Origin of the sequence: uncultured Thiohalocapsa sp. (assembly GCF_913063425.1) — a bacterium.
In the GTDB taxonomy this organism is placed as follows: domain Bacteria; phylum Pseudomonadota; class Gammaproteobacteria; order Chromatiales; family Chromatiaceae; genus Thiohalocapsa.
In genome coordinates this window covers 1-18,504 of sequence record NZ_CAJXYK010000004.1, presented here as the reverse complement: position 1 = coordinate 18,504, position 18,504 = coordinate 1, and the positions used below count along the sequence as shown (strand labels likewise).

Genomic DNA, 18,504 nt, shown 5'->3' with positions numbered 1-18,504 from the left:
TGACGGGGTCGTGACCTGGGCTCAGGGCGTCGTCCCAAGCGAGCGGGACACTTCTGCGTCGATGGCCGGCAGCACGTTGTCGAGGAAGGCCGTCAGCACCGCGGCCGCCTCCTCCGGCTTCTCATCATAGGGTGCCGCCACCGCCACCAGCGCCGCTTCGCCGCGGTTGCCCAACAACCGCGACTTGGCCTCCAGCAGCTTCGCGAGGTAGGGGTTCGCCGTGTGACTGTCTCCCACCAGATACCAGGTCCAGATCAACAGCCGCTCGCCGCGGCGGGATGACAGCAGGTGCTGCTCCAAACCGATCGCACCCGAGGCGAGCTCCACGCGGCGCGGGCGCACCATGGTGTCGCTCCAGACCGGGTGCTCCTGCTCGATCATCATGTTGGCGGAGGTGACCAGCTCCGCCCCCTGGCGCTGGGTGCGATAGATGCCGAGGTAGAGGCCCACGGGCCGTGCATCGGCCTCGCCCGCCGCCTCGTAGAAGGCATAGAGGCTGCCGTCGGTACCCACCACGCGCGGTCGCCAATCCCACAGGTCCGCACCCGGCATGAGCGTCCAGCCGGGCGCCCGTGGGGCCTGCACCTCCACCGGTGCCACTTTGCCGCCGTGGTCGGACAGCGCCCACGCCGCCGCGGGCCAGAACAGCGCCGCCACCGCCATCACGGACAACAGTCGCAAGGCCCGCCGGCGATCGATCGGCTGCACGCGGCCGGGCGCCGGCTGCGGCAGCGGCGCGGCCGGGTCACGCCAGATGCTGCCCACCAGGAACATAATGGTGATGATGATCCCGAAGAAGACCCAGCCGTAGATCAAATGGTCCACGCCCACCGCGAGCTTCATGTCGCTCAGATGGCCGATCATCACGATCATGTAGGCGCGGAAGCCGTTGGCAATGATGGGAACCACGATGGAGAAGAGGACGAACAGTGCCCGCTTCCACCACCGCGTATAGGTGAGATAGGCAAAGAGCACGCCGAGCGTCACCGAGGCGATCAGATAGCGCATGCCGCTGCACGCCTCCACCACGGACCATTGGCCGCTCGGAATGGTGAAGAAGGTCCCCTCCCGGTAGACCGGGATCCCGGTCAGCTTGAGCATGCCGACGGTGAAGTCGGCGGTGAAGTTCATCATGGGGTAGACCAGGCCCTCGCCCACCGGCACGGCGAAGAACAGGAACAGGACCGGGAAGGCCAGGTAGCGCGCCAGGCGATGGCCCAGCACCGCCCAGATCGAGGCCACCAGCAGCCCGACGTAGGCGTACTGCTGCACCACGAGCGTGTCCACCAGATAGCCGAGCAGCCAGCCGAAGCCCAGCGGCAGGAACAGCAGCAGCGGCAGCGCTGTCGGCTCGGGCGCGAGTTGCTTGAGGCCAGCGCGCTTCTCCCAAACGAGCCACAGGCTGATGGGGACGATGAGGTAACCGTGCGCATAGGTCTCGGACCGCTCCCAAATGGAGACGATGGACCATGCGGTTTGGTGGAAAGCCAGCGTGACCAGGGCCACGGCAGCCAGCAGCAACAGGAGCCCAAGCCCCCAGGTGTCGAGCCAGCCGCGGGTGGTGGCGGCACCTGCGGTGCCCAGGACGGAAGTCTGCTTTGTCATGTCGGTCATGCGTCAACCTGCGCCGGCTCGCTCTCGCCGGTCACTGCGTCGAGAAACCGCGCCTTGGCCGCGGACCAATTGTAGCGCTCGGACACGAGCGCCCGAGCCGCGGGGCCGAGCCCGGCATGGGCGCCGCGCAGTACAGCCGCAATGCGCTCCGCCATCGCCACCGGTTCGTCTGCCACCAGCAGATGCTGCCCGGCGACGGCCTCGATCCCCTCAAGACCCATGGTCGTGGTCACCACGGGACGCGCCATGGCCATTCCCTCCAGGATCTTGTTCTGGATACCCCGGGCAATGCGCATCGGCGCCACCACGGCGGCGGCGTGCTGAAGATAGGGCCGCACGTCCGGCACGCGGCCAGTGACCAGGATATCGTCGCCCGCCAGTGCGAGCACCTCGCCGCTCGGTCGGGCGCCCACCACACAGAAGCGCGCGGCGGGTGCCGCAGCCTGCACCTTGGGCCAGACTGCGGTCGCGAACCAGCGTACGGCATCCACATTCGCCCAGTAGTCCATCGCGCCCGTGAAAACAATGGCGGGGCGGTCGCCGGCGAACGGATTCCCGCGCCCCGTGGCGGGGGCGAAGAATTCGTGATCGACACCGTTGGGCAACGCCGTCAGCGGTGCCGTGACACCGGTCAGGCGTCGGAACAGTGCGGCCTCGGGCGAGGAGACGAAGAGACTCGCGCAGGCGGCCTGAGCCGCCTGTGCATCGTACGCCAGCAAGCGCCGCGACTCCCGTGCGTACAGCCAGGCCATGGGCGCGCGGCTGCGCTCGGCATACTGGCGCCACTTGTCCGCGTCGACGTCGACATAGTCGATCACGTGCCGTGGGAGTACCCCTTCAGCCGTCTGCGCATATTGTGCCATGGCCGACGAGTACAGAACGACGCAGCCAACCGGACGCCGCGCGAGCAGCTCGCGGGTCCAGGCGGCCATTGCCGCATCGCGGTAGCAGGCGATCGTCAGCGGCGCGCCGGTGAGCAGGGCGCGCAGGGCGCGCAGGCGTGCCCGCAGCGGCGGCAGAGGGCGCAGACAGACCTCGTCGCACAGGCGCCGCAGCGGCTCGGCGTGCTCCCAGTCCCGCGCGTCGTCCACGAAGGCACCGAGATGGACCCGATAACGCTGCGCCAGCGCCGTCAGCCAGCGATAGGATCGAATCTTGTCGCCCTTGTCCGGCGGATAGGGAATGCGATGGCAGAGCAGCAGGACCTCGTCACCATCCCGTAACGCCGGGCTGGCCGCCGCAGACATCGATGCGTGCATGCGCGGCGGCTCCGTCAGGCAAGATTGCGCGCGAGCACCGGGCCGATGCGGTTCGCGACGGGGAGGGGCAGGCGCTTCCAGGCGGCGATGAAGTAACGATACTTCGGGTTGCTGGGATTCACGTCGGGCACCGCCCGGCTCTTGACCAGATGGTACTGATAGTTGAGCGGCTGCGGCTCGAAGCCCCAGTTCTTCTTGAAGCTGAAGGCCCCGGTACCCCGCTTGCTGCGGCCGTAGTCGAAGACACGGTAACCGCGCTGCGCGGCGCGCGACATGAGGTCCCAGTACATGAAATCGTTGCCGTACAGTGCGCGCGCGGCGGAGCGGCTGCCGCCGTAGTAAGGCAGCACGGTGTCGCCATGGAAAAAGCTCATGACACCGGCGATGTCCTTACCTGCATGCGTGACGATGGACAGCTCGCAGTGATCGGCGAAGACCCGCTGGAGCGCCTCCAACCAGCGCTGCGGAAAGACCGGCGTGCCGAGGTTACGGACGCTTTCGGCGTAGATGGCGTAGAAGCGCTCCAGGTCGCGGGTCTGCTCGGCCACCAGCCCCGCCTTGATGCCCTTACGCACCATCGCGCGCTGCTTGCGGGGAATGGCCTTGAGGTTGGCGTCGTCGTCTGCGGTGATGGCCTTGCGGAAGGTGACGTACAGCTCCGCCTTGGTGAGCCAGTCCGGCTCCGTCGGCTGCTCGCTGCGCAGCTCCAGTGCATCCACACCGAGCCGTTCGGCGAGCTCGCACGCCCGCGCCGTGACTGCCCGGCGCGCCTCCTCGCTGGTGGCGAGCGCACCACCATAGACGCAGCCCGGGGTGGAGACCAGGGTGTGGCCGAAGAGCCGGCTCTTGACCTCGGCGAGCGGCAGGACCGCCTCCACGCACCCGCCGCGCCGGGCCAGCAGGAAATGCGGCGTGTGGCGCAACCCCTCCGCCACCGCCTCCGACCAGCCGCTTCGATGGCAGAACGTCCCGTCCGGATGGGCGGCGACGAAGGCATCCCAGTCCCCACGGTCCTCAGCGCGCAGCTCTGTGACGCGCAGGTCGTCGGTGGACAGCGTCGTACAGGACAGGTCTTCGGGGATCAGTTCAGGCTGCGCGGTCATGTTCCTCAGCCTGTTCCGGGAGGAACACCCAGTCCATCCGTGACCAGCGGAAATCCGTGGCGAGCCGGTTGAGCCGCACCTCCATGCGGCGCAGATTCAGATAGTGCCGCACCCGGGTCTTCAGGCCGATACCCCGTTGCCTGGGCTGCGCCGGGTCGATCTCCCAGGGGTGGAAATAGAACACGGCCGGCTGGCGATCACGGCGATTCACACGCCGCAGCGCCCAGCGCGAATAGGCGTAGGGAAACAGGCGAAAGTAGCCGCCGCCCCCACACGGATACTTGCGCTCGCCGAATGCCACCGTGGTCACCGGCACTTCCAGCAGGCGCTCGCAGCCCGCGGGGCGAAAGCAGAAGCGCGGCGCCTCGGGCATGCCGTAGAGGTCGTGGCGGATGGGGTAGATACTCGACGAGTAGTGATGGCCGGTCTCCTCCAGCACCCGCAGGGCCCAGAGATTCCCTGCGCCGATGGAATAGCTCGGCGCGCGGTAGCCCAGCACCTGCGTACCGCCGATGTCCTCCAACAGCGCCTTGGTGCGGGTCAGATCCGCGCGAAAGCCAGGCTCGTCGAGCGCCGTCACCCGGACGTGCGCGTAGCCGTGACTGGCGAGCTCGTGCCCGCCGGCGACGATGCGCCGAACCATGGACGGGTAGCGCTCCGCAACCCAACCCAGGGTGAAGAAGGTGGCCCGGATGCCATGCGCGTCGAACAGCGCCAGGATACGGTCTACATTGGCCTCTACGCGACAGGGCAGGCGCGCCCAGTCCTCGCGCCGGATGTGTCCTTCGAAGGCGGAGACCTGAAAGTAATCCTCGACATCGACGCTCATGGCGTTGACCGGATTGGCGGTGCCTTCGCCCGGCGGTGCAACGGCGGTGCTGCTGACGGCAGCCGGGCTGGGAGCAGGGGGCGCAGCGGGGCCCCCACGGGTGGACACGTCTGCGAGCAACGTCATGATGGTGCGTCTCCGGTGCCGGCCGCGCCGGCGTCGGTCAGTAATTCTGGGCGATACTTGGGCCGGCGGTGGGCGAGACTGCGGAATCGAGCCAGTTCTCAAGCACGGCAACAATGCGATCCGCGGCCTGCCCGTCCCAAAGCTCCGGGATACGGCCGGCCTTGCCACCGTCCCGAAGCACGCCGCGGGCGGCCGCGAGAATACGCTCAGGATCGGACCCGACGACGCTGTTGGTGCCCTGCTCCACGGTGATCGGCCGCTCGGTGTTGGCACGCAACGTCAGGCAAGGGACGCCCAACGCTGTGGTCTCTTCCTGGATGCCGCCCGAATCCGTCAGCACCATTGTCGCATTCTGGAGCAGGCCGAGCATCTGCAGGTAGTCGAGCGGCGGCAACAGCGTACCGGCCTCCTGCGCCCGCGCCAGAAGCCCCGCACCCTCGAGCCTTGCTGCCGTGCGCGGGTGCAGCGGAAACAGCAGCGGCAGTTCCCCCGAGAGCTCCGCGAGCACTGCGAGGAGCCGCTCCAACACCGCCGGATCATCCACGTTCGATGGCCGATGCAGGGTCACCACCCCGAAGCGCTCCGGCGGTGCTTCGTGCGAGCTGACGGCGGCAAGCACCTGCGCGACGCTCGGCGCCCGCGCGCGATTATCCATCAGCGTATCGATCATGACGTTGCCGACGAAGTGAACGCGGTCTGGGTCGACCCCCTCCCGCGCGAGGTTGTCGAGCGCCCGACGCTCCGTGGTGAAGAGCGCAGCCGACAGCTGATCGGTCAGCACCCGGTTGATCTCCTCGGGCATGCTGCGGTCGAAGCTGCGCAGACCCGCCTCGACATGCACCACCGGCACACCTTTCTTGGCGGCCACCAACGCACAGGCGATGGTGGAATTGACATCCCCCACCACCAGCACCGCGGCTGGTGCCTCCGCGTCCAGCACCGGCTCGAAGCGCCGCATGATCTCTGCGGTCTGCGCCGCGTGCGTGCCGGACCCGACGCCGAGGTCTTCGTCCGGCTCCGGTATTCGCAGCGCGTCGAAGAATGCCGCCTTCATGGCGGCGTCGTAGTGCTGTCCCGTGTGCACCAGATAAGGCTCCAGCGACGCGGACGCCTGGAGGCGACGCATCAGCGGGGCGATCTTCATGAAGTTTGGTCTGGCACCAACGACGCACATCACGCGTTTCGTCATCGCGCTGCCCCTGGTTTCAGTGAATCATCGTTGTGCACGCGCGGATTCACGGGCCGTCACCATGCAGCCCGGAAGCCCGGTTGTCTCGACGGTCACGCATGCTGCTTGCGTGGCATGACCATGCAATGAGGCGTTTTCCCAAGGGTCCTGCCGCTGCCTGGGCGACAAGATGACCCGCAGGCGGCAAGCACAGGATCATCTCCGGGTGTAGACAGAGAGCGTGCGAGTCAGAACCGAACACTGAAATCCATGCTCAGCCGATTCTCCGAAAAGTCCGCGGCATCCAGTTCGGCGTCTCGGTTGACGCGTCCGATACGGGCTCCCAACCTGGCCTTGGGTCCGAGCCGATAGCTCACTCGAAGATCGAGGGACTCCTGAAAATAGTCGAACGCCGCGTCGTTTTCCTCGCTGTGATCCCAAAGATTCAGCACAGCCGACGCCGTAAGCCGACGCGACAATTGACGCGAGTAGCGGAACTGGAACTGGTTGTCGAGGGTATCGAGATCCGACTGGTCGTACTCGCGCCGGGTCACGAACCAACGCGCTGAGGCGGTATTCCGGCCCTTGCGATACAGAGACTGGAAGTCGAAGCGCTCGCGCCGGAAAGTATCGTCGATCAGGACCGGCGTTGTCACCGTCGCCGTCAGCACCTCCTCGGTGTCGAAGGGATCCCGAATCGGGTTGCCGAACAAATCGCGAATAGGGACTACCTGCTGCTCCTGCAGGGCGGTGGCCGCCGACTGGATGGAAACGCGATAGCGACTGCGGAACACCCAACGCTTGTGCCGATAATTGCCATCGAAGCGGTACACATTGCCGAAATAGCGCTCACCGAAGCCAAACGCGAAGCGTGCACGGGTGTTGGGCGTCCAACGAAAAATGGTCTCCCACCTGCTCCCGCTCGTCTCGCCACCAGAGCCACGGAATGCGTCGGTACTCTCATCGTAGCCGAGGATGACATCCAGCCGATAGCGCGGGCTGAAGATGTATCCGACCCGAGCGTACAGCTCACCGAAGCCCTGGTCGGTATCTGCGTCGAACAGCCTCCTGCGCCAATTCAACGACCAAGGTACGGTTGTGAACATTGGGCCGCTGGTCACCCGGACACGCGTATCCCGTGTCGGGGTGCGCAGCCCATCACCGTCGTCAGCAGTCGAAGCCGTAAAGTCATAACCCACCCCGGGCTGTATCCGTACCGTAGCGAACCGGCCATCCATCACCGGCACATTGATCCGAGGGATGATCCGGATCGACGCCTGCTGCGTGAAGGCATCCGGATTGGCGATCGGGTCGAACCCGGCGTTGCCCCGTGGGTTGATCAACACCTGATTGGCATTGGCCCGGATGTCAAGGAAAAAATAGCGCTCGATCAGCTCGGAATCCAGCCGCGCGCTCAGGGTGTGACGAATGTCGTTCAGATCCGACTGGCCGGGATAGAAGACCACGCTCGGACCGTAGTTGAAACGGGCCTCGACGCGATTCCCATCGCGTGACGAGGCGATATAGGGACGCACCCGCAGCACGCTGCCAGACTCGGTGTCGTCCGTGGTCAAAAACAGGTTGTCGGTGAAGATCGCGCTGGTGCGCACACCCGCGGTGCCGCGCCAGGACGCCGTCGCGTCCGCGGCGGCAAGGATCAGTACCGCGCCCATGAAGCAGGCGCGCCGCATCCCCGAGCTCATCCGCGGCACCACGCCCATGCCGCCTCAATCGTCGCGCTCCGCCCCGTAATCACCGCCATAGCCGTAACCATAGCCATAGCCATAACCGTAGCCATAGCCATAGCCGTACTGATAGCCGTACTTTCCGGAGAAGAGTGTACTCTTACACTTGTTGAGGAGCATGTAGACGTTGTCTGTGCGCCCGATCTGGCTGACGGTTTCTTTGACCAACCCCTGTGGCGTTGCCTCATGCTCCACGACGATGACTACCTGCCCCATCAGTGACGCGAGCACCGGAGCCTCGCTCGTGGCCAAGACCGGTGGCGAGTCGAACAACACGATGCGGTCCGGATAACGCGTCGCCACGTCATGCAGGAGCCGTCGCATATTCTGGCTAGCCAGCAGCTCGGTGGATTGACGGTGGCGCTGCCCGGCGGGCAGCACGGACAGCTTCGGAATGTCGGTTTGCCGGATCAGCTGAGACAGTTCGGCGCCCTCGTCCAGATGCTCGATCAGCCCCGGTGCATCCCCGAGACTGAGCCGGCGGGACAAGCCCGGTTTTGCGACATCACCGTCGATGAGGAGTACCCAGCAATCCAGCTCAAGCGTGAGTGACGCCGCGAGATTCAGCGACACAAAGGTTTTGCCCTCGCTTTGTACCGAGCTCGACACCATGATCAAATTATACGGTGATTCGCCGTCATGCCTGCGCTCGAAGGCGTTCATCAGGAGTGGGCGCTTGATCATGCGAAATTCTTCGGCGATTCGCTTGTGCTCGGCCTTCTCCCGTTTGGTCCAGTCTTCCTTCGGAAAGACCATGACCTCGCCCGTGTCAAGCACGCCGACCTCATTGTCAGTCGCTGGCGACGACCAGTCTTGCTCGACAGCGGTTTCGCCTTGGCTCGTCGAATCCACCGGCAGCCCCCCGCCTTCCTGTCGCATCCAGCGGTTTGCGGCGCCGGTTTGCGGTGCATCCTGCTGTTGGGTGGTCATAACGTGACTCCAGACTGTGTGTGCGTATCGAAAGATACGTGGCGACGGCGTGCCACAGCCGGGGATGATCGCTGGGCGCGGCAGCCAGTACGGGGCATCACCGGATGCGCATCCATCCGGGTCAGAACGGCAGCTTCGAAGCCACGTCAACATCCAGGAAGAAGACGGTGAGCACTGCGGCGTAGCTTGCGATCAGCAGCAACAGCGACATCGAGAAGGCAACCGTCGCCAAGCGTTTGCGCAGGCGTTGGCGGGGCACCGTGATCAGGTTGATGCTGCCCAGCACTGGCACGCCCGTCACCTCCGAGAGCTGACGCCGATCAAAGAAAACCGGTCGCAGTTGCGCAAGCAGGAACGCGATACCCAGACCAGCCACCAGCGAGCCGCCGAAGACCTGCGAGGCCATGCCGACACGGTCTGGGCCCGAGGGCTGCTTCGGCACCTTCGGCGGGTCCAGGGTGCGGAACTTCACGGTGTCGACGCTGGAATCGACCTCTCGCGTGAGCCGCGCCTGCTCCAGCCGCTGCAACAGCGTCTGGTGGTTGTCCTTCAGAATGCCATAGTCCCGATTCAGCTGCTTCTGTTCGGCCTCGATCTGCAGTACCTCATCCACGGCGGCCTGGAACTTTTCGATCTTGTCGCGCAGTGAGGCTACCCGGGTTTCCCGGGCGGCGAGCTCGGTTTCCGCGCTCGCAAGCCGAAGCTGCATTTCCTGATAGACCGGGCTTTCGGACAACGAGCGGACGACAGCCACTTCGTTGTTCTGCTGCTCCTCGACATAGTCGTCGCGCTGAGCGTCCCGCTGCTGGATGAGCCGCACGAGGGCACGACGCATGGCGATGACCTCGGGGTGTCGCTCCGTGTAGCGGATGAGCAGATCATCGATCTGGCCTTCCATCTCAGCGATCTTGGCATCCAGGGGGTTGGTGATCTCCCTGGAGGACTCCTCCAGCCAAGTCTGGAAGTAAGGCAAGCTCGCGCCTTCGCTCTCCATGTATTCGAGCTGCTGCGCGATCTCTTCCCGCCGACTCTCGGCGAGAGCGAGTTGATCCTGTGCGCCGATGAGCTCCTGCTTCGACTGCCTGAGCCTGTCATAATAGCTCCCTTTCTCGGACAGCAGATCGAGATTGCGCATCTTGAACTCCTTGAGCTTACGCTCGGCATCGATCAGACGCCGCTCGTAGTCCTTGATCTCTCGCTGCAGAAACCGCTCCGCCGAGTCCTGATCCTGGCGCGACGACCCAAGATTGGATTCCACGAAGATGGTGAGCATCGACTGTACGACCCGCTTGGCGAGGTCCGGCGACTGATCCTCGAATGAAATCTGGTAGATGTTGGAGGCCGACGCCCGCAGCTTGACCCGGCGCTTCAGGCTGCCGATCAGAGCGTCCATCTCTTCAGGGGTGTTTGCTCGCAGGTCCATGTCCGTCATGCGGGCAAGCTTCTCCATGTTCTCACGCCCGAACAGCACGCTGGTCATCATCCGCACGCGCTGCGACTCGTTGGTGTTGATGGCGAGGCCCCGCAGCAGCGGCGTCAGCACCGAGTCGGTGTCCACATACACCCGCGCGTTGGAGCGATAGGTGTCAGGCAGGGAGGCGACGTAGGCCCAGCCGATGGGGGATGCGATAGCGGCGACGATGAGTACGAACCAGCGGTATCGCCAGATACCACTGAGGTAGAACATCGCTAAGCGGATGACGTCTTGCATCGGTTTGCTTTCAGTTCGCGGGTGAGCGGCGCCGGCGCCGCGATGCTCAGAACCAGGATTCCGGGATCAGCAGAATGTCCCCGGGGCGCATGTCCACGTTGGCGGTCAAATCGGCGTCTTCGATGAGGTCGCGCAACCGTACCGTGTACTGCCTCTTCTCACCATTCTCGAAGCGCACCAGCACAGCCCGGTTGCCGTCCGCAAACTCCGTGATCCCACCAACCGCGATCAGCAGGTCCAGCAGGGTCATGCCGTCGCGATATTGGAGTGCGCGGGGCTCCGTCGCCTCGCCCAGCACCCGAATCTGCTCCGGGTAGATGCCGACGAAGCCCTGCACGATCACCGTCACCAACGGGTCCCGCAGGAAGACCGAGAGCGCCTCCTCGAGATCCCGTGCCAGCTCCGTGGGGGTTTTGCCGGCTGCGGGCACGTCCTCAAGCAGCGGGGCCGAGATGTAGCCATCGGGTCGCACCGGAACGGTCGTGCTCACCTCAGGATACCGCCACACGAAGATCTGCACCGAGTCACCGGGTCCGATTTTATACTTCTGCGCATAGCGCAGTTGGTAGGTCGCCTCCGGCAGGAACGGGAATCGCGGTTTGGCACAGCCGGCCGCGAGCAGGGCCGCGGCCACGGCGAATATGAGGAGGTATCGGGGCATGGACAACCTTTCGCAGCATTCCGATTGGGTGGCCCGGCCGGGTTGCTCCACCGACCGACCGGGTGTCCGGCGCAGGGCGTCTCCGGCGCGCTGCGCCCAACCGATCCCCGCGGCGCCGCGATTATTGCACAGTGAACGAGTGTTTTCGTCCGCGATGCGCTTGTTTCACACCGTTTTCGGTGCAGCCGGTCGGACACGGATGCCGGCCATCAGGCGGCCCTGGCGGCGATTTCGCCGCGCTTGGGTGTACGCTCGTCACAGGTCGTACCGCACGGATCAGCCGTTTTGGCCCGACTGGTCGCGCTCGGCTCCCATGACGGCGCGCAACCGCGCCACAGCCGTCTCGAGACGGTCCAGGCTCTCGGTATAGGCGAAGCGTAGCCTGCGCGGCGCATCCGGGCCGCCAAAATCCGCACCCGGGGTGACCGCGACGCCGGCGTCCTCCAGCAGCGCCGCCGCAAATGCCGGCGCATCCGGGGCGTCCGGCGGCAGGGCCGCATAAACATAAAAGGCCCCCTGCGGCACTGCGTCCAGCCCGAAGCCGCAGGACGCCAGCGCGTCCACCAGCAGGTCCCGCCGGCGCCGCAGCTCGGTGCGGCGCTCTTCGAGCAGTGTGCGCACCTCGGGGCCGAAGGCCGCGAGCGCCACATGCTGCGCCAGCGTCGGCGCAGCCAGGAACAGATTCTGCGCCAGGCGCTCCACCACCGGCGACCAGCCAGGCGGCACCACCAGCCAGCCCAAGCGCCAGCCGGTCAGGCCGAAATACTTGGAGAAGCTGTTGACGACGAAGACCCCGTCTTCGCCGCAGCCGAGCGCCGTGACATCCGGCGCATCGTAGACCAACCCCTGATACGTCTCGTCCACCACGAGCGCCGCCGCCCGCGCGCGCACCGCGGCAGACAGCTCCGCCAGCGCCGCGGGCGCCAGCACTGCACCGGTGGGATTCCCGGGCGAGGTGACCATCAGCGCCCGGGTGCCGGGCCGCCATTGTGCCGCCACCGCCTGCGCCGTCGGACACCAGGCATCCGCCCCGCCGAGCACCAGCGGATGCACGACGCCGCCGGTCACGGCCGCCATATGCCGGTGACAGGGATAACCGGGCTCGGTGACCATCACCCCGTCGCCGACCTCGAGCACCGCGGCGAGCGCGAGCTGCAGTGCCCCGGAGCCGCCCGGGGTGACGATGATGCGCGCCGGCTCCAGCTCGACGTCGTATTGCCGCGCATAATGCGCGGCGATGGCCCGACGCAGCGCCGGCAGCCCCGCGCTCGGAGTGTAGCCCATGGACTCTTGCCCGAGCGCGCGCCGCGCCGCGTCCAGGAGGGGCTCCGGCATGGGGAACCGCGGCTCGCCCACCTCCAGATGAATGACATCGCGCCCTTCGGCCTCCAGCGCCTGCGCGCGCCCGAGGATCGCCATGACCTGGAAGGGCGCGACGGCCTGCGCGCGGGCGGCGGGCTCCAGCATGGCGGTCTCGCTACCCAACGGCGCTCTGGACACAGCCGTGCAATGCCCGCAGCACGGCGAGATCGACGCAGCCCGCCCGCTGCACGGCCGCCGTCAGCGGATCGGCACAGCCGCCGGCCACCACCTGCGGCGACGGCAGGCCGGGCTCACCGAGCCCATCCACCACCAGGGCCGCACCGTCGAAGTGCTGTTCGGCCGTGTAGGAGCTCTGCGTGACCAACAGCGCGTGCAGACCCGCCCCCAGCGCCGAGCGCACACCGTTGTCGGAGTCCTCGACGGCGACACAGGCGCTCGCCGGCAGGTCCAGCTCCGCCAGCGCCAGGTCGAAGATGTCCGGCGCAGGCTTCTTGGCCGGCACAACATCACCGGCGGCGATCACCTCGAACCAGTGCTCCAGCGCCGGATACTGGCCCGGCACGCGCACCGCCGACAGCAGCGCCGCGACGTTCTCCGGCGTGGTGGTGGTGGCGATGGCGAGCCTGATACCAGCGTCCATGGCCTCGCGCAGCAGCCGCAGCACACCTGGCCTGAGCCCGATGGCACCGGCACGCATCATCTGTGTGTAGTGGGCCGTCTTGCGCTTGTGCAGCCCAAGCACGAAGTCATCCAGCGGCTCCGGCGGCGCGAAGTCAGGCAGATGCTCGGCCAGGTAGGCGCGGATGCGCTCCTTGCCGCCGGTGACACGCAGCAGCTCGCCGTAGAGGGGAACGGACCACTCCCAGTCCAGGCCCGCATCCGCGAAGGCGGCGTTGAAGGCAACGCGATGACCATCGCGCTCGGTGTCGGCGAGGGTCCCGTCGACGTCGAAAATAATCGCTTCGAGCTTCGGCATGCCGGCGGCCTCAGTGCTGCATGGGTCGTCAGGGCGTTCCAGACTAGCACAGCGCCGGTCCTGCGGGTCGGGCGCCACTGCGGCGCCCGCGGCGCCAGTTGCCGCCGCTCACGGTCTCTGGTAGAAACGCGGATTCAGCGCTGCTCGGGCTCCGTGTCGCGCGGGCTCCCGCCCGACCCGATACCCGGCGGCAGGTCCAGCAACGACCACCCTTTGTCTGCGGGAGCACACCCATGGCCGAGGCGAACACACAAGGCGCGAAGGCGTTCGGATTCGAGCCCTACGAGGCCGGCAAGGACGAGGACTACATGAGTCCCGAGCAGGAGGAGCACTTCCGCAAGCTGCTGCTGGAATGGAAGCGCCAACTGATGGAAGAGGTGGACCGCACCGTCCACCACATGCAGGACGAGGCCACCAATTTCCCGGACCCGAACGACCGCGCCACGCAGGAGTCGGAGTTCAGCCTGGAGCTGCGCACCCGCGACCGCGAGCGCAAGCTCATCAAGAAGATCGATGAGGCCCTGGAGCGCATCGACGAGCACGAGTACGGCTACTGCGAGGCCTGCGGTGTCGAGATCGGCGTGCGCCGTCTGGAGGCCCGGCCCACGGCCACACTCTGCATCGACTGCAAGACCCTCGACGAGATCCGGGAGAAGCAGCGCGGCTGAGGCCACGGCCGGGCGCACGTCTGACGCCACGCCGCCGTCCCGACCGCCGCCATCCCGAGCAGCGTCCGACGGGCACCGTCGGGTCATCCGTTGACCGCAGCGCCGCCGGGGTCACGCCGCCGCGGGCGGTTCGCCCCTTCCCCCACCGGCCCCTTGCACTTCGGCTCGCTCGTCGCGGCCGTCGGCAGTTTCGCCGATGCGCGGGCGGCCGGGGGCGAGTGGCTGGTGCGCATGGAAGACCTCGACCGCCCGCGCACGGTGCCGGGCGCGGCGGACGACATCCTCCGAGGCCTCGACGCCTTCGGCCTGCACTGGGACGCTTCGGTCTGGTACCAGACCGGACGCACCGAGGCCTATGTCACGGCCCTGGAGCGGCTCAGTGCGGCGGGTCTGGTGTACGCCTGCGGCTGCACAAGGCGCGAGATCCAGCTCGGCGGCAGGCCCGGCCCGGAAGGCCCCATCTATCCCGGCACCTGCCGCAGGGGCCTGCCCGCCGGGCGCGCCCCGCGCAGCCTGCGGCTGCGCGCCGACGGGTCCGAGATCGGCTTCGTGGACCGCGTCCATGGCCCGCAGCAGCAGGACGTGGCCCGCGCCGTGGGCGACTTCGTGCTCCGCCGCGCCGACGGCTTCTACGCCTATCAGCTCGCGGTGGTGGTGGACGACGCGGCCCAGGGCATCACCGACGTCGTGCGCGGCGCCGACCTGCTGCTGTCCACGCCGAGACAGATCCGGCTGCAGCGCCATCTCGGGCTCCCGCAGCCCACCTACGCCCACCTGCCCCTCGCCCTGGATGCGAGCGGGCGCAAGCTCTCCAAGTCCCTCGCTGCGCTGCCGGTGGAGCGCAGCGATCCCCTACCGGCGCTGCTCGCCGCCTGGCGCTTCCTCGGTCAATGCCCGCCGCCTGAGCCACCGGGCGACGTCGCCGCATTCTGGGCATGGGCCGTGCATGCTTGGGACGTGACACGCATACCCAGTTGCATCACGCATCCAGCAGTAGAGGCGGCGGAGCGCTGACGACGGGGGACGATCGGCTGCATGGTCGGACCAGCCGCACCACCGGCCGCCCGCCGTCACCGCCCCTTAACGCCAGCGCCGTAACCTACCGGATGCACCACCAAAACGAGCCGAGGAGAGCCCGATGACCGACACCGCCAAAGTTCCGCTGAGCCAGACCGAGGTTGAGCGCTTGGACGCCTACTGGCGCGCCTGCAACTACGTCGCTGCCGGCATGATCTACCTGCTGGACAACCCGCTGCTGCGCGAGCCCCTGAAGGAAGCTCACATCAAGAAGCGCCTGCTCGGGCACTGGGGCGCGAGCCCCGGGCTCGCTTTCATGTACTGCCACACCAACCGGATCATCATCGCCCACCAGCAGGAGGCCATCTTCCTCGCCGGCCCCGGCCATGGCGCACCCGGCGTGCTGGCGCCGGTCTATCTGGAGGGGACCTACTCCGAGATCTATCCCAACAAGTCCGAGGACGAGGACGGTCTGCGCGCCTTCTTCAAGCAGTTCTCCTTCCCGGGCGGCATCGGCTCCCACTGCACGCCGGAGACACCCGGCTCCATCCACGAGGGCGGCGAGCTCGGCTATTCCATCAGCCATGCCTTCGGCGCCGCCTTCGACAACCCGGAGCTGCTGGTGGTGGTGGCCGTGGGCGACGGCGAGTCCGAGACCGGCCCGCTGGCCACCGCCTGGCACTCCAGCAAATTTCTGAACGCCGCCCGCGACGGCGCTGTGCTGCCGATCCTTCACCTGAACGGCTACAAGATCAACAACCCCACCCTGCTCGCCCGCATCCCCGAAGACGAGCTGGCGTCGCTGATGCGCGGTTACGGCTGGGAGCCGCATTTCGTCGCCGGCGACGAGCCCATGGCCATGCACCAGCAGATGGCGGCCACCATGGACGAGTGCTGCGCCCGCATCCGGGAGTACCAGGCTGACGCCCGCGCCAAGGGCGCCGCCCACGCCTCCCGTTATCGCTGGCCCATGATTGTGCTGCGCACACCCAAGGGCTGGACCGGTCCTGAAAACGTTGACGGCCACAAAGTCGAAGGCTTCTGGCGTGCACATCAGGTGCCGCTGTCAGGGCTGCACAACAACCCCGAGCACCTGGCGCAGCTGGAAGCCTGGATGCGGAGCTACAAGCCGGACGAGCTGTTCGATGCGACCGGCAGGCTCAAGCCCGAGATCCGCGCCGCCGCCCCCATGGGCAGCCTGCGCATGAGCGCCAACCCCCACGCCAACGGCGGGCTGCTGCGCCACTCGCTGCGCATGCCGGACTTCCGCCGGTTCGCCTGCGAGGTGGAGCGCCCGGGCACGGTACGGGCCATGAACACCAAGCCCCTGGGCGCCCTGCTGCGCGAGGTGATGCGCCACAACAAGGACCACTTCCGCATCTTCGGCCCGGACGAGAACACCTCGAACAAGCTGGACGCAGTCTATGAGGTGTCAAAGAAGCTCTGGCTCTCGGAGTACTTACCGGAAGACGCGGACGGCGGCGAGCTGGCACCGGACGGCCGGGTCATGGAAATGCTCTCGGAGCACACCCTGGAGGGCTGGTACGAGGGTTATGTGCTGACGGGCCGCCATGGGTTCTTCGCCAGCTACGAGGCCTTCATCCACGTCATCGACAGCATGTACAACCAGCACGCCAAGTGGCTCGCCATCTGCAACGAGATCCCCTGGCGGGCGCCCATCGCGTCGCTGAACCTGCTCATCACGTCCACCGTCTGGCGCCAGGACCACAACGGCTTCACCCACCAGGACCCGGGCTTTCTCGACGTGGTGGTCAACAAGAACCCGGAGGTGGCGCGCATCTACCTCCCGCCGGACGTGAACTGCCTGCTGTCAGTGGCCGATCACTGCCTGCGCAGCAAGAACTACATCAACGTCATCGTCGCCGACAAGCAGAATCACCTCCAGTACCTGAGCATGGAGGACGCCATCAAGCACTGCACCAAGGGCGTCGGCATCTGGGACTGGGCCAGCAACGACGAGGGCCATGAGCCGGACGTGGTCATGGTGGGCTGCGGCGACATCCCCACCAAGGAGGCGCTGGCCGCCACGGCCATGCTCCGAGCCGAGTTCGACGACATCAAGATCCGCTTCGTCAATGTCGTGGACCTGATGACGCTGCACCATGAGGGTCCGCACGCGCTCAGCTTCCGCGACTTCGACAGCATCTTCACCGAGGACAAGCCGGTCATCTTCAACTTTCACGGCTATCCCTGGCTCATCCACCGCCTCACCTACAAGCAGTCGAACCACTCCCAGTTCCATGTGCGCGGCTACAAAGAGCGCGGCAACATCAACACGCCGCTGGAGCTGGCCATCGAGAACGAGATCGACCGCTTCAGCCTCGCGATCGACGTCATCGACCGCGTGCCCAGGCTCGCGGTGATCGGCGCGCACGCCAAGCAGCGCTTCCGCGACATGCAGATCGATGCGCGCAATTACGCCTTCGAGTACGGCATCGACATGCCGGAGTACGACGACTGGACTTGGCCTTTTTGAACAAGGGCTGAGGGGCACTTGGCCCTGAGGACTGAGCCTTGAGCCCCTGCCTGCTCGAAAGAAGCACACCACCGAGTCATCTTCAGGCGAGCGCCTGAGCGAGGGAAACTGCAATGAACGACACCGCCAAGCCCGATACCGAGCTGCATCGCACACGCACCGGCCTCGGCAAGGACGACCTGAAGCGCGCCTATCTGGACAACCTGTTCTATCTGCAGGGCCGCTTCCTGGAAGTCGCCACCGTCAATGACCTCTACATGGCCGCCGCCTATACCGTGCGCGACCGCCTGCTGGCGCGCTGGATCAGGTCGGCGCAGACCTTCAAGCAGACCAATGCCCGCACGGTGTGCTACCTGTCCGCGGAGTTCCTGCTCGGCCCGCACCTGGTGAACAACCTGGTGAACCTCGGCATCACCGACACCGCCCGCGCCGCCGGCGAGGAGCTGGGGCTGGATTTCGAAGCCATCGTGGAGGCCGAAGAAGAGCCGGGCCTCGGCAACGGCGGTCTCGGCCGGCTCGCCGCCTGCTACATGGACTCCCTCGCGACACTGCAGATCCCCGCCATCGGCTACGGCATCCGCTACGAATTCGGCATCTTCGACCAGGTCATCGTCGACGGCTGGCAGTCCGAGCGCGGCGACACCTGGCTGCGCGCCGGCAACCCCTGGGAGATCCCGCGGCCGAAGCTGTCCTTCCCGGTGGGCTTCAACGGCCATACGGAGGCGTACACCGACGAGCACGGCACCCTGCGCAGGCGCTGGGTGCCGAGCCTGCTGGTGAACGGTGTCGCCTACGACACACCCATCATGGGCTACGGCGTCGGCAACGTGAATCTGCTGCGGCTGTGGAAGTCGGAGGCGCCGGAGTCCTTCGACTT

The 18,504-nt window shown here is 66.5% G+C and carries 15 protein-coding genes; 4 read left to right on the top strand and 11 right to left on the bottom strand.

Annotated features, from left to right (window positions below; genetic code table 11):
- Positions 1–21: 21 nt before the first annotated feature.
- The 11 genes from xrtA to QZ607_RS02690 form a co-directional block, all read right to left on the bottom strand.
- On the bottom strand, positions 22–1,614 hold the full coding sequence (gene xrtA / locus QZ607_RS02740) for an exosortase A (protein ID WP_295879390.1): 1,593 nt from the start codon (positions 1,612–1,614) through the stop codon (positions 22–24).
- Positions 1,611–2,873 carry a TIGR03087 family PEP-CTERM/XrtA system glycosyltransferase gene (locus QZ607_RS02735; protein WP_295879387.1) on the bottom strand — a complete coding sequence of 421 codons (1,263 nt, stop codon included), beginning with the start codon at positions 2,871–2,873 and terminating at the stop codon, positions 1,611–1,613. Before QZ607_RS02735 ends, xrtA begins: the two co-directional genes overlap by 4 nt.
- A 14-nt stretch (positions 2,874–2,887) precedes the next feature.
- Complete coding sequence (locus tag QZ607_RS02730; protein WP_295879384.1) at positions 2,888–3,976, bottom strand: FemAB family XrtA/PEP-CTERM system-associated protein; 1,089 nt, start codon at positions 3,974–3,976, stop codon at positions 2,888–2,890.
- Entirely contained in the window at positions 3,960–4,805 is an 846-nt protein-coding gene (locus QZ607_RS02725) for an XrtA system polysaccharide deacetylase (protein ID WP_295879692.1), read from the bottom strand. The genes QZ607_RS02730 and QZ607_RS02725 overlap by 17 nt, the downstream gene beginning before the upstream one ends.
- A gap of 163 nt (positions 4,806–4,968) precedes the next feature.
- Positions 4,969–6,120 carry a non-hydrolyzing UDP-N-acetylglucosamine 2-epimerase gene (gene wecB, locus QZ607_RS02720; RefSeq protein ID WP_295879378.1) on the bottom strand — a complete coding sequence of 384 codons (1,152 nt, stop codon included), beginning with the start codon at positions 6,118–6,120 and terminating at the stop codon, positions 4,969–4,971.
- Between the two features lie 227 nt (positions 6,121–6,347).
- Positions 6,348–7,820, bottom strand: a complete 1,473-nt coding sequence (locus tag QZ607_RS02715; protein ID WP_295879376.1) for a TIGR03016 family PEP-CTERM system-associated outer membrane protein — start codon at positions 7,818–7,820, stop codon at positions 6,348–6,350.
- A 6-nt stretch (positions 7,821–7,826) separates the two neighbouring features.
- Positions 7,827–8,774, bottom strand: a complete 948-nt coding sequence (locus QZ607_RS02710; RefSeq protein WP_295879373.1) for an XrtA-associated tyrosine autokinase — start codon at positions 8,772–8,774, stop codon at positions 7,827–7,829.
- Positions 8,775–8,895: 121 nt separating this feature from the next.
- Complete coding sequence (locus QZ607_RS02705) at positions 8,896–10,485, bottom strand: XrtA system polysaccharide chain length determinant (RefSeq protein ID WP_295879370.1); 1,590 nt, start codon at positions 10,483–10,485, stop codon at positions 8,896–8,898.
- Between the two features lie 46 nt (positions 10,486–10,531).
- On the bottom strand, positions 10,532–11,119 hold the full coding sequence (locus QZ607_RS02700; RefSeq protein WP_295879369.1) for an XrtA/PEP-CTERM system exopolysaccharide export protein: 588 nt from the start codon (positions 11,117–11,119) through the stop codon (positions 10,532–10,534).
- A gap of 303 nt (positions 11,120–11,422) precedes the next feature.
- Entirely contained in the window at positions 11,423–12,613 is a 1,191-nt protein-coding gene (locus QZ607_RS02695; RefSeq protein WP_295879367.1) for an aminotransferase class I/II-fold pyridoxal phosphate-dependent enzyme, read from the bottom strand.
- Positions 12,614–12,623: 10 nt separating this feature from the next.
- Positions 12,624–13,445 (bottom strand): HAD-IA family hydrolase, encoded by an 822-nt coding sequence (locus tag QZ607_RS02690; protein WP_295879366.1) that lies wholly within the window; start codon positions 13,443–13,445, stop codon positions 12,624–12,626.
- 233 nt (positions 13,446–13,678) lie between these two features.
- Here QZ607_RS02690 and dksA point away from each other — a divergent pair, with 233 nt between their 5' ends.
- The 4 genes from dksA to QZ607_RS02670 form a co-directional block, all read left to right on the top strand.
- Complete coding sequence (gene dksA / locus QZ607_RS02685; protein ID WP_295879364.1) at positions 13,679–14,113, top strand: RNA polymerase-binding protein DksA; 435 nt, start codon at positions 13,679–13,681, stop codon at positions 14,111–14,113.
- Positions 14,114–14,203: 90 nt separating this feature from the next.
- On the top strand, positions 14,204–15,127 hold the full coding sequence (gene gluQRS / locus QZ607_RS02680; protein WP_295879359.1) for a tRNA glutamyl-Q(34) synthetase GluQRS: 924 nt from the start codon (positions 14,204–14,206) through the stop codon (positions 15,125–15,127).
- Positions 15,128–15,251: 124 nt separating this feature from the next.
- Complete coding sequence (locus QZ607_RS02675; RefSeq protein WP_295879356.1) at positions 15,252–17,627, top strand: phosphoketolase; 2,376 nt, start codon at positions 15,252–15,254, stop codon at positions 17,625–17,627.
- A 113-nt stretch (positions 17,628–17,740) separates the two neighbouring features.
- On the top strand, positions 17,741–18,504 hold a 764-nt coding region (locus tag QZ607_RS02670), incomplete at its 3' end, for a glycogen/starch/alpha-glucan phosphorylase (RefSeq protein WP_295879353.1).

Coding starts and splice junctions, on each gene's coding strand:
- xrtA (WP_295879390.1), bottom strand. CDS start 1,614: ATGACCGACATGACAAAGCAGACTTCCGTCCTGGGCACCGCAGGTGCC.
- QZ607_RS02735 (WP_295879387.1), bottom strand. CDS start 2,873: ATGCACGCATCGATGTCTGCGGCGGCCAGCCCGGCGTTACGGGATGGT.
- QZ607_RS02730 (WP_295879384.1), bottom strand. CDS start 3,976: ATGACCGCGCAGCCTGAACTGATCCCCGAAGACCTGTCCTGTACGACG.
- QZ607_RS02725 (WP_295879692.1), bottom strand. CDS start 4,805: ATGAGCGTCGATGTCGAGGATTACTTTCAGGTCTCCGCCTTCGAAGGA.
- wecB (WP_295879378.1), bottom strand. CDS start 6,120: ATGACGAAACGCGTGATGTGCGTCGTTGGTGCCAGACCAAACTTCATG.
- QZ607_RS02715 (WP_295879376.1), bottom strand. CDS start 7,820: ATGGGCGTGGTGCCGCGGATGAGCTCGGGGATGCGGCGCGCCTGCTTC.
- QZ607_RS02710 (WP_295879373.1), bottom strand. CDS start 8,774: ATGACCACCCAACAGCAGGATGCACCGCAAACCGGCGCCGCAAACCGC.
- QZ607_RS02705 (WP_295879370.1), bottom strand. CDS start 10,485: ATGCAAGACGTCATCCGCTTAGCGATGTTCTACCTCAGTGGTATCTGG.
- QZ607_RS02695 (WP_295879367.1), bottom strand. CDS start 12,613: ATGCTGGAGCCCGCCGCCCGCGCGCAGGCCGTCGCGCCCTTCCAGGTC.
- QZ607_RS02690 (WP_295879366.1), bottom strand. CDS start 13,445: ATGCCGAAGCTCGAAGCGATTATTTTCGACGTCGACGGGACCCTCGCC.
- dksA (WP_295879364.1), top strand. CDS start 13,679: ATGGCCGAGGCGAACACACAAGGCGCGAAGGCGTTCGGATTCGAGCCC.
- QZ607_RS02675 (WP_295879356.1), top strand. CDS start 15,252: ATGACCGACACCGCCAAAGTTCCGCTGAGCCAGACCGAGGTTGAGCGC.